Origin of the sequence: Methylomonas sp. LL1, assembly GCF_015711015.1 — a bacterium.
Taxonomy (GTDB): Bacteria; Pseudomonadota; Gammaproteobacteria; order Methylococcales; family Methylomonadaceae; genus Methylomonas.
Map to the genome: position 1 here is coordinate 3,463,534 of NZ_CP064653.1, position 13,464 is coordinate 3,476,997.

12 protein-coding genes are annotated in these 13,464 nt (G+C 50.9%); 3 read left to right on the forward strand and 9 right to left on the reverse strand.

The features are described 5' to 3' along the window. Positions 1–22: 22 nt before the first annotated feature. The 8 genes from ubiA to hldE form a co-directional block, all read right to left on the reverse strand. Entirely contained in the window at positions 23–889 is an 867-nt protein-coding gene (gene ubiA, locus IVG45_RS16165; RefSeq protein WP_196434828.1) for a 4-hydroxybenzoate octaprenyltransferase, read from the reverse strand. A gap of 31 nt (positions 890–920) precedes the next feature. After that, on the reverse strand, positions 921–1,817 hold the full coding sequence (locus IVG45_RS16170) for a hypothetical protein (protein WP_196434829.1): 897 nt from the start codon (positions 1,815–1,817) through the stop codon (positions 921–923). 4 nt (positions 1,818–1,821) lie between these two features. Next, on the reverse strand, positions 1,822–3,012 hold the full coding sequence (locus IVG45_RS16175) for an AAA family ATPase (protein WP_196434830.1): 1,191 nt from the start codon (positions 3,010–3,012) through the stop codon (positions 1,822–1,824). Positions 3,013–3,036: 24 nt separating this feature from the next. Further along, positions 3,037–4,533: an FtsK/SpoIIIE domain-containing protein gene (locus IVG45_RS16180; RefSeq protein WP_196434831.1), complete on the reverse strand. Its 1,497-nt coding sequence runs from the start codon at positions 4,531–4,533 to the stop codon at positions 3,037–3,039. Then, positions 4,526–6,559, reverse strand: coding sequence for a DNA sulfur modification protein DndD (dndD, locus tag IVG45_RS16185; protein WP_196434832.1), 2,034 nt, complete (start codon positions 6,557–6,559; stop codon positions 4,526–4,528). Before dndD ends, IVG45_RS16180 begins: the two co-directional genes overlap by 8 nt. Then, the gene (locus IVG45_RS16190) at positions 6,556–6,774 is read right to left on the reverse strand and encodes a DNA modification system-associated small protein (protein WP_196434833.1); all 219 of its coding nucleotides are present in this window, start codon (positions 6,772–6,774) and stop codon (positions 6,556–6,558) included. The genes dndD and IVG45_RS16190 overlap by 4 nt, the downstream gene beginning before the upstream one ends. Then, positions 6,747–7,886, reverse strand: a complete 1,140-nt coding sequence (gene dndC / locus IVG45_RS16195) for a DNA phosphorothioation system sulfurtransferase DndC (RefSeq protein WP_196434834.1) — start codon at positions 7,884–7,886, stop codon at positions 6,747–6,749. The genes IVG45_RS16190 and dndC overlap by 28 nt, the downstream gene beginning before the upstream one ends. Before the next feature lie 107 nt (positions 7,887–7,993). Then, positions 7,994–9,424, reverse strand: a complete 1,431-nt coding sequence (gene hldE, locus IVG45_RS16200; protein ID WP_196434835.1) for a bifunctional D-glycero-beta-D-manno-heptose-7-phosphate kinase/D-glycero-beta-D-manno-heptose 1-phosphate adenylyltransferase HldE — start codon at positions 9,422–9,424, stop codon at positions 7,994–7,996. A gap of 70 nt (positions 9,425–9,494) precedes the next feature. On the opposite strand from hldE, the gene arsC reads away from it, so the two are divergent. Both arsC and wrbA read left to right on the forward strand, forming a co-directional pair. Next, positions 9,495–9,842 carry an arsenate reductase (glutaredoxin) gene (gene arsC / locus IVG45_RS16205; protein WP_196434836.1) on the forward strand — a complete coding sequence of 116 codons (348 nt, stop codon included), beginning with the start codon at positions 9,495–9,497 and terminating at the stop codon, positions 9,840–9,842. After that, positions 9,842–10,438 carry an NAD(P)H:quinone oxidoreductase gene (wrbA, locus tag IVG45_RS16210; RefSeq protein ID WP_196434837.1) on the forward strand — a complete coding sequence of 199 codons (597 nt, stop codon included), beginning with the start codon at positions 9,842–9,844 and terminating at the stop codon, positions 10,436–10,438. Before arsC ends, wrbA begins: the two co-directional genes overlap by 1 nt. 51 nt (positions 10,439–10,489) lie before the next feature. On the opposite strand, the gene IVG45_RS16215 is transcribed toward wrbA, so the two are convergent. Further along, a complete protein-coding gene (locus IVG45_RS16215) occupies positions 10,490–11,869 on the reverse strand; it encodes an L-serine ammonia-lyase (protein WP_196434838.1) in 1,380 nt (459 codons plus the stop codon). 153 nt (positions 11,870–12,022) lie between these two features. On the opposite strand from IVG45_RS16215, the gene IVG45_RS16220 reads away from it, so the two are divergent. Next, on the forward strand, positions 12,023–13,270 hold the full coding sequence (locus IVG45_RS16220) for a TIGR03862 family flavoprotein (protein ID WP_196434839.1): 1,248 nt from the start codon (positions 12,023–12,025) through the stop codon (positions 13,268–13,270). Positions 13,271–13,464: the final 194 nt, after the last annotated feature.

A 13,464-nucleotide genomic window follows, 5' to 3' on the forward strand; every position in this document is an offset into this window, starting at 1 on the left:
CCGAATCCATTCGACCAACTGGTTAAACATAGGCTACCAACAAACCGATAAAAACCGCCAGACCAAACCAATTATTATTCAAAAATGCTTTGAAACAATCGGGTTTATGAAAATGAAAAATCAATTTTTGCTGGTATAGCGAAAACCCGCCGGCAACCAGCAAACCCAGATAATACGGCCAATTTAAATGCTGCATCAGGCCCACCGCAACCAGCAACATCATTATGATGAGTTGCAAAGTGGCGGTTATTTCCCGCACCCGCTTGCCGAACAGAATCGCGGTGGATTTGACCCCGATTTTCAAATCATCGTCGATGTCGACCATGGCGTACATGGTGTCGTACACCAGCGCCCATAGCAGCACCGCCAGATACAGCATCCAGCCGACTGTTGGAATTTCGTTGGTTTGCGCGGCAAACGCCATCGGTATCGCAAAGCCAAACGCAGCGCCCAGATAAGCCTGCGGCAGATGGGTAAAGCGCTTCATGAAAGGGTAACTGGCCGCTAGAAAGGCGCCAATAAAAGACAGGGCGATGGTATAGAGATTCATCAATAATACCAACCCAAACGCAGTCAGGCACAGCACCGCAAAAACGATCAGCGCTTCTTTCGGCGTAACCTTGCCGGCGGCAATCGGCCGCAGCTTGCAACGGTCGACATGCGGATCGAAATCCTTGTCGGCGTAGTCGTTGATCACGCAACCGGCGGCACGCATCAGTACCACGCCCAGCACGAACACAGTTAATACCAGCAAATCGGGTTTGCCATTGCCGGAGATCCACAAGGCCCACAATGTCGGCCAAAGCAGAATCAAAATACCGATGGGTTTATCGAAACGGGCCAGGAGCCAGTATTGGTGGAGGCGGTCGTTGAGTGTATTGGGAAACATATTGGAATTGATAGTAAGCTGGTAAAAGCTTTTAAGCTAAAGAGCTGGAGCTTATTTCGTCTATTAGGTTTACCAGCTCTTCATCTATTTGTCCTATCGATGCGATTATGTTGGCAAGGCAACCGCGCATTTCATCCCAATGATCGAAGCTATTAAGACCCAAATTGGTGGAGATGTAGCGGCACAAACGCATCAGACTCTTTTTTCCGTCCAAAATACGCGTTAGCCTTTCCCAGCGCTCCGCAGGATTGACATTGCTCCGATCAAATGACCTAATTTTTTCGGCATCGTTACTAATATCGGGACAAGCAGGAGCAGGAAATTGTCTTTTTAGAAATTTATCGATTTCCTGGGATAAATCTGAACCGGATGGAATATTGGTTCCAAAAGCCGGGCTCGGTGATTTTTGGCCGTTTGCGACAGAATAGGTCGTCAACGCAGTTACTTGAATAATGTCGTCAACTTCCACTAAAAATGTTTCGGCGGAAATATCTGGTGTCGGAGAACGAGAGATTCTTCTCGAAACTTCGTAGGCGAAGGCCTCCGGTTGCAATAAATAATTTTCCAATTCCCAACGGCGTAATACGTGAATATTTTCTCCATAAGGGTCAGAGGCATGGAATTTGGTATCGTCCGCCTCCCAAAATAAATCAAGCTTGGCATCGGATAGTAAAACGTCGCGATCGACAATGCCGTAAGCCTCGATTTTTTGACTGTTTGCTTCGGCGACTTTATTAATTACCGCCATACACCCGCCACCACCCGATTGTTCGCCTTCCGCGCTCACAAAACGCAATTTATCCTGTTTGTGACTAAACCAATGCTCGCTGAAGATACGCACATCCTCCGCCGACTCCAAATAGACTTTGATCCCACCTTCGTATTTTGCGTCAACAACCGATGTTTCAACTTTTTTAAAACTCGCCATAGTGCTATCTCAAATCCGTTTCTTCGATGAGTTCGCCGCCCAAATAGAGACTTTCTCTTTCCTGGCCCATGGTCGCGGTAAATCGCCGTAATATTTCAATGGAATGGGTGGTCAATATCACCGTAAAACCAGGGTTATCCTTGGCTAGTTTTTCCAAGGCGTTATATAAACGGTGTTGCCAGCGAATATGTAAATGAATATCCATTTCATCGATCAAAATAATGGTGTTGCGGGTGCTGTGGGCTCCCATGCGCAAAAACAGATAAGCCAAACTTTTTTCGCCGCTGCTCAATCTGTCTAGCCGATGGGTTTGGTTATTACCGGTATCGATAATGGCTTCGGGCGGATTCCGCCGCACTCCCTTTAATAACTTTGGCGTACCATCAAATAATTCTTTATTGATCCACTCTTGGGCTTTTTCAAACGAACCGTTATCGAGCCATTTAAGCCAAACCAACAAATTGTCCAGCGAGTTCTTCCAATAAGCGCTATGCGCTTCGAAAGCATGAACAGGCTGATAATTCCAATGGTTAGGTGTTGAAATACTACGTTCGTTTACGAACTGGGCCGTTTGCGGAATGCAGTCGTGATTGTCGTTATTCGGGTAGGGAATATCCCGGTAAGCGGAAAAATATAAAACGGTCGGCAAATGAAACGACGGTTGCAGAAAGTTATCCTCTGGTGCCGTTTCGCTGGCAGCACGGAGAGTCGCAAGTAAATCTTGTAACAGATCATCGCTTTTCAGCGCGATGCCTTCGTACCTTCCAGGAACCGGACTGCGAAATCCGGCCTTGTGCCAACTCTCGGCATTAAAAGTTTGCAGTTGATCCGGCGACCATGGATTTAAAAACGTTTCTTCACCAATAACGCCAGCCAAAACCGATAACACAATACCGATATTTCTACCTTGCCAGCGCAACCTAACCCAAAAATCCAGTTGCGCCCGGCCGTCGCGTTTGTCTAAATCCTCATGACCGTAGCTGTCGATAGTCTTTTTGCCCAACAGATTCATCAGGCACGAGAAGGTTTCCAGCGATGTGGTTTTGCCCAAGCCATTGGGCGAAACCATCATGAAGAAATTACAAGGATGATTGTTGTTGTCGGTGAAATCGACTTTATAAAAGCTTTGGAAAGGCCCCACCCGATCCAGTGTCAAAAGTAAGGGTTTAAATTCATAGATTAATAGGTCGTCCATTACATGCTCCTTATTTTGAATAAACTACCGGCAATAATGCGCAATGGCTTGGGCGATGTTGTCGTCAGTCAGTTTGGCACCGTGTAAGCGTATCGGATCCGGCTTATCGGTTAATTTAACTAACATATCGCCTTTACCCAATAAGGCTTCCGCGCCTTTGGTATCCAAGATAATGTTGGACTCGGTGTGTTTCTGCACACGCAATGCGATCCTGACCGGAATATTACTTCGCAACAAACCGCTAAACGTCGCGGAATCCGGTCTTTGTGTGGCAAGAATCAAATGTATGCCGGCGGAACGGGCCTTTTGCGCCAATCGTACCAGCGGAGTTTCGAGATCGCGAGATTGCATCAAAAGGTCGGCCAACTCCTCTACAACCGCGACGATGCGCGGCATCTGTATTTTTTGGCTGGCCTCTTCATAATTTCTGACACCCAGCTCGATGAAATGCTGGTTACGCGCCTCCATTTCATCGACCAAGGCATTGAGAATGTCGGCGGCTTCAACGATATTTCTGCCGATTTTACCGCCGAACAAATTAGCCAGTTTGCCATAAAGGGAAAACTCTGTGCCTTTGGGGTCGATCAAGGCCAGCTGGACTTGGCTGGCAGTTAAGGTCAGTAACAGTGAACAAAGCACGCTGTGCAAGCATACGGTTTTACCGCTGCCGGTCGCGCCGGCAATAAGGATGTGCGGTGCTTCGGCTAAATCCATTGAAAAATCGTCGCCCAAAACAGTACAGCCCAGCCAAATCGGCAATTTTTCCGGTCGTTTTGTTATAGCCCATTCGCTAAGGCGTTGAGCCGGCACGATCCGCCAGAATTCAGGGTTTCTAGGGATGTAAAGATTGGCGATACCCGCTTCAGAACCGAGTTCCAAGGTAATACTGTCGTCAGGAACGCCGAGCCGAAACGATAATTTGCCTAAACCTTTTTTCAGCAGGTCCAGATGATGGATATTGGCAAGATAAAGCGCATATTTGTTAAGACGTATGCCTTGTTTAGTTTCTTTGATTTCTGCAGTTAAACCGATTTCTTTCAACGCTGCTTCCAAGTGTTCCTGTTCGACTTGGGTGTCGGCAAGATTTTCATTCATTACTGATGAATCGGAAATCAGCTCTTCGCGTAACCAATGAATAAAACTATGGCCGCGATTCCAACTGGTTCGGATTTCTCTCAAGCCCCGGCGAATATGTCGTTGTAACAGCTTCTTATAGCGGGCATCTGCGTTGAATAAATCTTCGTTGTGATAAACGCTCAATACCACCCGAATTGCGTCATCGAAGTCTAAGCCTCCGTCGTTTTTGGTGTTACCGAACCCGGTGACTTGTTCCAACGAGTATTCGGAGCCCCTGCCGACCAACGTATCCAAATCATCACTAGGCGGAGTATTGATTGACAACGATTTGGCAAGAGCCAGTCTTAACACCCGATATTTCGGTGCTTTAGGCGTACGAAAACCATAGGTCTTAACCTGTTCGATGATATTTTCGTCATCGTGACTTGTATAAATGTCAGCCATGGCGATATTCCTTACCCGGCGTTACACATACGACTTCGGTGTTTTCCCCGTCAGGGTTGTGTAGATGAAACTCTCGATAAATATAGGGTTCGAGTAATCGGTGTTTGCGTTCATCTAGCTCCGAGTCTGTTGGCAACAAAATGACCTGTTTGGCTGCAGTGGGGTAATAACGACTCAGCAAATTATCCTGATGCTGCTTATCGATACGACCCAAAGGCGTATCGATAATCACCGGCAATTGTCTGCCGCAAGCATCCTTTAAAGCCCACAATAAGGCAGTGGCCGCAAGCTGTTTCATCCCAGCAGAGATGCTGCTCATAGCAACCGGCGCGCCAGTTACGTCCAGATAGTGCAGTTGAAAAAACTCGTCGATTTTGGTTTCCGCGATCAAGTGGTTGGAATCCAGCAGGCTACCCAGGTGTTGGTTAAAAAACTTTTCCAGTGCACCGCGTTGCTGTTCCTTGAGCTTTTGTTTGTAGGCGGCTAACAGCCGTTGCATTTTATCCAGCAACTCGATGCGCGCCCGACCTTGTTCGGATTGGCGCGCCTGTTTACGCAATTCGCTAATTCTCTCTTCCAGCGGCTTAAGGTCTCGCTCGATGATCGATAACTTGTGCAGAACATCTCTTTCTTCGTCTTTAAGCTTAAAAATGTCTTCCTGCTGACGAGCTTGCTGGTCGTGCAACTGTTTTAATTGTTGTTTGTTATCGTCGGAAAGCTGTCGCACTTCCAGCAAGGTTTTGTCAATCTCACTAATGATGGTATCGGCGCGCAATGCCTGCGTTAAATCATCTCGTAAACTGGCTTCAGGAGTGTATCGGGGTGTATAAGCCGTCAACATGGTTAACAACTTTTTGGCGCGTTCGGTGTCCAGACGGAACGGCATATTCTCGTTCTCGTCAATATCTCGAGAATCGAGGAGTTTGGTTATGCGCTTTTGGTAAAAGATGACTTGCGATTCGCTAAGCCGATATTCCGGGTAGGGCGGTGTGGTAAAAATTTCCTTCAAGGGCTCGCGTAACGACAGCAACATCTCCGATGTGGCACCGCGTTGTTCGTTAGCGCAATTTTCCACGGCCGGCAAGGCTTTTTGCGCGAGGTTTGCATTCAAACGCAGAAATGCATCGCGCTCGAACGCTTCGGACAAGCCGGTTAGCGCTTGTTCCAGATTATTGAGTTCGGCTTGCTTTGAAACTTCGAGTTTGGCGTTGTTTTCGATGGTACTCTGGCCACTAAGTATCTGGATTTTTTGCCGGGTATCGCGTAATTCGTCTTCAAGAGTATCAATATTGGAATGAACGGATTGTTTTTGGCTCTGTAACTCTTCACGCTGAATCAATAACGCCCGATTTTGGCTTTCGGCCTCATTTAAACGCTGCTTGATGTCTTTTGCAATGAACTCGCTTTCGACATTTCGCTTCAGCTCTTTCAAGCATATATTGAGATTGTCGGCTGAACGAATATTGAGTAACAGCTCCATTTTTTCTATCTGCTGATTGCGATTGGCCTCGGCTAAGTAACCGATTTCCTCGGCGTCAAAAAAAAAGAACGGAATGTAATCGAGTGGCAACAAGCCTGACAGATATTGCTCAGCAGCATTATCGGTTAATGGCGCGTGAAAAGGGGCTTTAACGGTTAGCTGATTTTGGTAATTGTCGTTATTTAAATTCCAGTTGCGCTCTAGAGCGATTTCGCGATGGTTTTCGTCCAGCAGAATGGCTGAAACTGAGCAATTAAAATGGCCTTCGCTTTTGGCTCGATGATTCAAGATACCCCACCAGTCTTTGTCACCCAACACAAAGCCTTTTTCGCGTGGCGGTTTGTCACGTTGAACACTCTGACACAACTCCTTGGTCACACCCCCGAACAATAACTTAACGCCATTTAGAAAACTGGTCTTACCAAAACCGTTACGCCCCATAATAACTACAATATTGCCATCATGATCGGGATCAGGGGCTAAATCGAAGGTTCGAGGACCGTAATAGGAAAAAATATTGTTGAGTGTGAGGCTTTTAAAGATCATTCCATTTCTACGAGTTTATTCCTAAAGGCGGATTCCAGGACTTTTTTCAGTTCGCCGGTTAATTCAGTTTTGCTGCCCCATAGGCTCAAATCAGGGTATTTCTGCATTAAAACAGCCATGTCCTCAGCAATTCCCAATGGAACTTGATGCTCCTTGGCCAGAGATTTAAGTAATTCAGTTGATTGATTTAGTGAGTTTTGTGCAATATCTTCCATGGTTCCCTGCCAAATTGTTCTGCGATTATAAAAGCGCTGTCCATAATATCGAAGTCGGTAGTCCATTGTTTCTGAATCTCCACGATTTCTTCATCTGAAATCAAGGGTTGACTGACCTCTTTTTCCGCCTCTAACAAACGTTGCAACATTTCTTTACGCGTCGAGGCAATAAAAGGCCCGTGACCTTCGGTACCGTTTCTTCTAACCGGACTACGCCGGGATTCGTCTTCTCGAATCTCTTTCAACCAATTCCGGTAATCGTTGAGCGGTTTCATCCATTCCTCGCCGTTTTCGATAAAACTTTCCATCGATTTATCGGTTTTAACGACAGTGCAAGTCCAGCAGCCGAAACGGCTGCCGCCGCAAGAAGGTGTGTTTAAATCCATCACCACCGGACATTCACCGCCGTTCGCCTGCCGGTACAAGTCCAGCATAAAGTCGTGACTACCGCCCCACGGCGGAGGATTGTTGGTAAACAGATATTCCCAGACATCGTCGCTGGTCCAATCCGCTATTGGGGCTAACACCAAGGCATTAGCAATTTCATGATGCGGGTTCAATTTACGGCTGCTCAACTCCCTCTTACCCATGGTATAAGAACGCTGACTACTTTCCGAGGTGCGAGTACCCAGCAATAAAATCACGCTGCCGAATTCAGCAATCACATTTTCAATTGCTGTCTGCATGGGTTTGATTTTCATCTTGGACGTACACCAACGAAACCAACGCGTCGGCGGCGGATAACCTTTACCGATCAAGTTAAACCAAAAGCTCTGTTCGACAGTGGGTTGTGCCAACTCGGCATGTATCGGCAGATCGTTTGCTGCCGCGTGTAGACTGATTTCCTTAATGCGCTGATCCAGATAGCTTTCCACATTGGGCGCTTCCACTCGGGTATCGGAAGCGATAACAAACACCGGTTTCCGCTGTTCTTTTTCCAAAGAATAGATCAGTTCATACACAAGCTGCAGAACCAACGTTGAATCTTTGCCGCCGGAATAGGCGACAACCCAAGGCCGGTTGTCGGCAAGATAATTACTCAGTAGCAATTCTTTGCTCAACTCCACATGAGAGGTTTGCTGGTCGGTTATGGAGTGCGCGGTTTTTGCCATTAATTTGCTTTGTAATTAAAATTCTTTAGCCATTTTAACCTTTTAGAGTGGCGTTCGCCATGGACCTCCAATTTCAAAGGATTTCGACATTTAGTATCCGCAACCGACTAATTGTGGGTTTTATCTTTAATCGTCTGAATAATCGCCGTAGTCGAATGCCCCTCGATAAACGACAAAATCTTCACTTCGCCGCCGTTGGCCAATACGCTATCGTGGCCGGCGATGCTGGTGATGTCGGTGTAGTCGCCGCCCTTGACCAGAATGTCCGGCAGCAATTGGTCTATCACCTGTTTCGGTGTGTCTTCCTCGAATTCCACCACCCAGTCCACGCATTCCAAGGCCGCCAACATTTCCATGCGGTGATCCAATGGATTGACCGGACGTTCCGGGCCTTTCAAGCGTTGCACCGAAGCATCGCTGTTGACCAACACCACCAAGCGGTCGCCCAAGGTCTTGGCCTGTTGCAGATAACGTACATGGCCCGGATGCAGGATGTCGAAACAGCCGTTGGTGGCGACGATTTTTTCGCCGGTTTTCTTGGCCGCTTCGCGTTCCAGCAAGATTTCCGCCAACGAGCAGACGCCTTTGTGATGCGCGCGCGGGCCGTGTAAAGCTTCCGCCAGTTCTTCGGTATTGACGGTGGCGGTGCCCATCTTGCCGACCACGATGCCGGCACCGACGTTGGCCAGTTGGGTGGCTTCGGCCAGGGATTTTTTTGCGGCTAGGCTAGCGGCCAATACCGAAATCACCGTATCGCCGGCGCCGGTGACATCGAACACTTCGCGGGCGTGGGTCGGCAGATGCAACGGCTCGGCTTCCTTACTTAATAAAGACATACCGTGTTCGCCGCGCGTCACCAACAAGGCCTCCAGTTCCAATTCAGCCATCAAATTCAAGCCGCGTTCGACGATTTGTTGCTGGTCGGCGCAACGGCCAACCACCGCTTCGAATTCGCTCAAATTGGGCGTGATCAAGGTCGCCTGTTGGTAAATGGAGAAATCGCTACCCTTGGGATCGACCAGCACTGGCTTTTTCAATTGCTTGGCTAATCGGATGAATTGCGGCACCTGACTCAACGTGCCTTTGCCGTAATCGGACAGCACCACCACTTGCGACTGCATCATTTCCGCATGATATTGATGTAATAGCGTATCGCTATCTACGTCCTGAAAACCATCCTCGAAATCCAGCCGGATCAATTGCTGATGCCGGCTCATCACCCGCAACTTGGTAATGGTCGGATGATGCGGCACACCCTGAAACAGACACAATACGCCGGCTTTTTTCAACAAGGTTTCCAACGCCACCGCGGCTTCGTCCTCGCCGGTAAAACCCAATAGGGAGGCTTTTGCCCCCAGCGCGGCAATATTCAAGGCCACGTTGCCGGCGCCGCCGGCGCGTTGCTCGTCGTGCTTAACATGCACCACCGGCACCGGCGCTTCCGGTGAGATACGTGAAGTAGGGCCGTGCCAGTAGCGGTCCAGCATCAGATCGCCGACCACCAGCACGCGGGCCGAGGAATAATTGGGTAATTGCATGGCTTTGTACGCGGTGAAAAAAACGGAATGCTATTATAACGGCTTGTCGAGAGTCTAAGGGGTGTAAACCATGAGCGTCAAAATCTATCACAACCCGCGTTGCGGCAAATCCCGCGAAACCTTGAAGCTACTCGAGGATCAAGGCCTGAAACCGGAAGTCATCGAATACCTGAAACACCCGCCCACTAGCGCCGAATTGCGCGACATCTTGGGTAAACTGGGCCTTCAACCGCGCGAGCTGATGCGCACCAAGGAAGCCGAATACAAGGAAAACGGCCTGGACGACAAATCCCTCAGCGAGGCCGAGCTGATCGAAGCCATGATCCGAATTCCAAAACTGATCGAACGTCCGATCGTGTTGGCCAACGACAAGGCCGCCGTCGGCCGCCCGCCTGAATCGGTACTGGCGATACTGTAATGGCTAAAATCCTGATTATTTACTACAGCCGCAACGGCAGCACCGCCAAGATGGCCCGGCAGATCGCCCGTGGCGTGGAATCGGTTGCCGGCGCGGAAGCGATCGTGCGCACCGTGCCGGAGGTATCGGCGCTCTGCGAGAAAGTGGCCGACGCCATTCCGGCAAGCGGCGAGCCTTATGCCTCCTTGCAAGAACTGGAAAATTGCGACGGTCTGGCTCTAGGCAGCCCGACCCATTTCGGCAACATGGCGGCATCACTCAAGCATTTCATCGACGGCACCAGCGCGATGTGGTTTTCCGGCGCATTGTCCGGCAAACCGGCCGGCGTGTTTACCTCCACCGGCAGCATGCATGGCGGGCAGGAAACCACCTTGTTGTCGATGATGCTGCCGTTGATGCATCACGGCATGCTGATGATGAGTTTGCCGTGCAATGAAATCGCCTTGCGCGAAACGATCAGCGGTGGCACACCCTATGGACCCAGCCATCGTTCGGAAACCGATAGCGAGTTGACCGATCACGAGAAGAGATTATGTTGGGTTTTGGGGCAGCGCTTGGCGAAAACGGCGCTGGCGTTAAAAACGATAGCCGTTTAATCCAATCTCTCAAGGATTCCCGGTAAAAATTAGGCGTTGGTTCGTTGGCGGTCAACACTCGATCAAATTGACCGCCAGGCCGCCGCGCGAGGTTTCCTTGTATTTGGTCTTCATGTCGGCACCGGTTTCGCGCATGGTCTTGATCACCTTATCCAGCGATACGAAGTGGGTACCGTCACCGCGCAAGGCAATCCGCGCCGCGTTGATGGCCTTGACCGCGCCCATCGCGTTGCGTTCGATGCAAGGCACTTGCACCAAACCGCCGACCGGATCGCAGGTTAGGCCCAGATTATGTTCCATGCCGATTTCGGCGGCATTTTCGACTTGCTCCGGCGTGCCGCCCAGCACCTCGGCCAACGCGCCAGCCGCCATCGAACAAGCCACGCCGACTTCGCCCTGGCAACCGACCTCGGCCCCGGACAGCGAGGCATTCTCTTTATATAGAATCGCAATCGCCGCCGCCGTCAACAAAAAACGGACCACGCCGTCTTCGTTGGCGTCCGGGCAAAAGCGCCAGTAATAATGCAATACCGCCGGAATGATGCCGGCCGCGCCGTTGGTCGGCGCAGTCACCACTCGTCCGCCCGAAGCGTTTTCCTCGCTGACCGCCAGTGCGAATAAATTCACCCATTCCATCGTCCCAACCGGCAAATTCGGAGTCTGTCTGGGGATTTCCCCACTTAATTGCCGATACAGATTCGCGGCCCGGCGCCTGACTTTCATGCCGCCCGGCATCACACCTTCTTCGCGCAGGCCGCGTTCAACGCAAGCCTGCATGACTTGCCAGATATTCAGCAAACCGTGGCGTATCCTCTCTTCGGGCAGCCAAGCCTTTTCGTTACTCATCATCAAGGCGCTGATCGGCTTGCCATGCGCCTTGCACAATTTCAGCAAGGTCTCGCCGGTTGTGAACGGATAAGGCAGACAGGTATCGTCATTGCTCAAACGATCGGCCGCGGCCGCCGCGCCGGTGACCACAAAACCGCCACCCACCGAATAATAATCGGCTTGCACCAATTCGGCGCCACTTGCATCGAAAACGGTGAAACGCATGCCGTTGGAATGATAGGGCAACAACTTGCGCTGAAACAGTAAATCGGTTTTTTCATTGAATGCCACCGGGTAGCGTTGCAACAACCGCACGGAACCCGTGTCCCGAATCGCCGCCAGCCGTTGCGGAATAATCTCGGGCTCGATCAAGTCCGGCGCTTCGCCTTCCAATCCCAGCAATACCGCCCTGTCGGTGCCATGGCCCTTGCCGGTCGCTCCCAGCGAGCCGAACAACTCGACCCGCAACCGCCGGACTTGGCCGATCACGCCCTGCTGTTCCAGCTTGCCGGCAAATGCCATCGCCGCCCGCATCGGTCCGACCGTATGCGAGCTGGAAGGGCCGATACCGATTTTAAAAATATCGAAGACGCTGATCGCCATGGCTCACCTGATGAGAGTAAAAAAGATTCACTACGAATTTACACGGTGTATCAAGCAATCACCATACCACCATGCTGAAAATCGCGATCACACAATCAGTACAGTGTATTTAGGATAAAATGCGCGCCTTCCAAACCTCGCCTACCCGCCGCTATGCCCGATTATCCTTCTCCGCAAGTTGCCATTATCGGTGGAGGGCCGGCCGGGTTGATGGCCGCCGAAGTCCTTAGCCTTGAAGGCTTGCAAGTAGATGTTTACGACGCCATGCCATCGCTTGGCCGCAAGTTTTTACAGGCCGGCGTCGGTGGTTTGAATATCACTCATAGCGAAGCCTACCAGGCCTTCCGCGCTCGCTATGGCGATAGGCAGCCACTGATGCAAGCGATGCTGGACAGATTCCCCCCGAGCGAACTGCGCTCGTGGGTACACGCACTGGGTATCGAGACCTTTGTCGGCAGCTCTGGCCGAGTATTTCCCACCCGGATGAAAGCCGCGCCGCTATTACGGGCTTGGCTGCATCGTCTGCGCAGCGGCGGTGTGCGCCTGCATGTGCGTCACCGCTGGCTAGGCTGGGATGCCGATGGCGGATTGAGATTGGCCAATCCGGACGGCGAAATTTCGATCAAGCCGCAAGCGACGGTATTGGCACTGGGCGGTGCCAGTTGGCCGCAACTAGGGTCGGACGGGGCCTGGGTGCCGTGGTTACAGACTAAAGGCGTAGAAATCGCGCCATTGCAAAGCGCCAATTGCGGTTTCGAGGTGGCATGGAGCGCGCATCTACGGGACAAATTTGCCGGCGCACCGCTCAAATCGGTAGCCCTGACCTTTACCGACGCATTGGGCCGCAGCGAACAGCGCCAGGGCGAAATGGTGATCAGTGCGCATGGCGTGGAAGGCAGTCTGATTTACGCGTTTTCGCGGCGACTGCGCGAGCACCTGAATACCCACGGCAGCGCCACATTTACGATTGATTTGGCCCCTGGACGCGCTGCTGAACGGGTGCTGGCCGAAGTCAACCACCCTCGCGGTTCCCGATCTTGGTCTAACCATTTGCAAAGCCGCGTCGGACTTAACAGCATCAAAGTGGCATTGCTGCACGAGGTTCTCGGCAAGAACCAATTGGCCGACACGGCCACATTGGCGGCGGCGATCAAGGCCTTGCCGATCACCGTCCGCGCAACCCGCCCCATCGCCGAAGCGATCAGCACCGCCGGCGGCGTGTGCTTTAGCAGCCTTGATCAAAACCTCATGCTCACCACAATGCCCGGCGTGTTTGTCGCCGGCGAGATGTTGGACTGGGAGGCACCTACCGGCGGTTATTTACTCACAGCCTGCTTCGCCACCGGTGTTTGCGCGGGGCATGGCGTGCGTAACTGGTTAACTCTCGGCAATTCGTCTTGATAAATAACTGGAATGCGGAACGCCCGGAGGCACTAGCCCACCAGCTTAATTTGTAGTTTTTAGCTTGCATAAGGATTAACGGCGTCTAATTTATCAGAACTTGTTGGTTATCCGTATCACTGTAGTGATACGATTAAGCCCATCTAAACACCACTCATTACAAACAGAACGCAAAACGTTTCAGTCGGGCTTGA

Excerpts from the sequence above, each read along its gene's own strand:
- arsC (WP_196434836.1), top strand. The coding sequence starts at position 9,495 with ATGAGCGTCAAAATCTATCACAACCCGCGTTGCGGCAAATCCCGCGAA.
- ubiA (WP_196434828.1), bottom strand. The coding sequence starts at position 889 with ATGTTTCCCAATACACTCAACGACCGCCTCCACCAATACTGGCTCCTG.
- IVG45_RS16190 (WP_196434833.1), bottom strand. The coding sequence starts at position 6,774 with ATGGAAGATATTGCACAAAACTCACTAAATCAATCAACTGAATTACTT.
- IVG45_RS16175 (WP_196434830.1), bottom strand. The coding sequence starts at position 3,012 with ATGGACGACCTATTAATCTATGAATTTAAACCCTTACTTTTGACACTG.
- IVG45_RS16215 (WP_196434838.1), bottom strand. The coding sequence starts at position 11,869 with ATGGCGATCAGCGTCTTCGATATTTTTAAAATCGGTATCGGCCCTTCC.
- dndD (WP_196434832.1), bottom strand. The coding sequence starts at position 6,559 with ATGATCTTTAAAAGCCTCACACTCAACAATATTTTTTCCTATTACGGT.
- IVG45_RS16170 (WP_196434829.1), bottom strand. The coding sequence starts at position 1,817 with ATGGCGAGTTTTAAAAAAGTTGAAACATCGGTTGTTGACGCAAAATAC.
- IVG45_RS16220 (WP_196434839.1), top strand. The coding sequence starts at position 12,023 with ATGCCCGATTATCCTTCTCCGCAAGTTGCCATTATCGGTGGAGGGCCG.
- wrbA (WP_196434837.1), top strand. The coding sequence starts at position 9,842 with ATGGCTAAAATCCTGATTATTTACTACAGCCGCAACGGCAGCACCGCC.
- IVG45_RS16180 (WP_196434831.1), bottom strand. The coding sequence starts at position 4,533 with ATGGCTGACATTTATACAAGTCACGATGACGAAAATATCATCGAACAG.
- hldE (WP_196434835.1), bottom strand. The coding sequence starts at position 9,424 with ATGCAATTACCCAATTATTCCTCGGCCCGCGTGCTGGTGGTCGGCGAT.
- dndC (WP_196434834.1), bottom strand. The coding sequence starts at position 7,886 with ATGGCAAAAACCGCGCACTCCATAACCGACCAGCAAACCTCTCATGTG.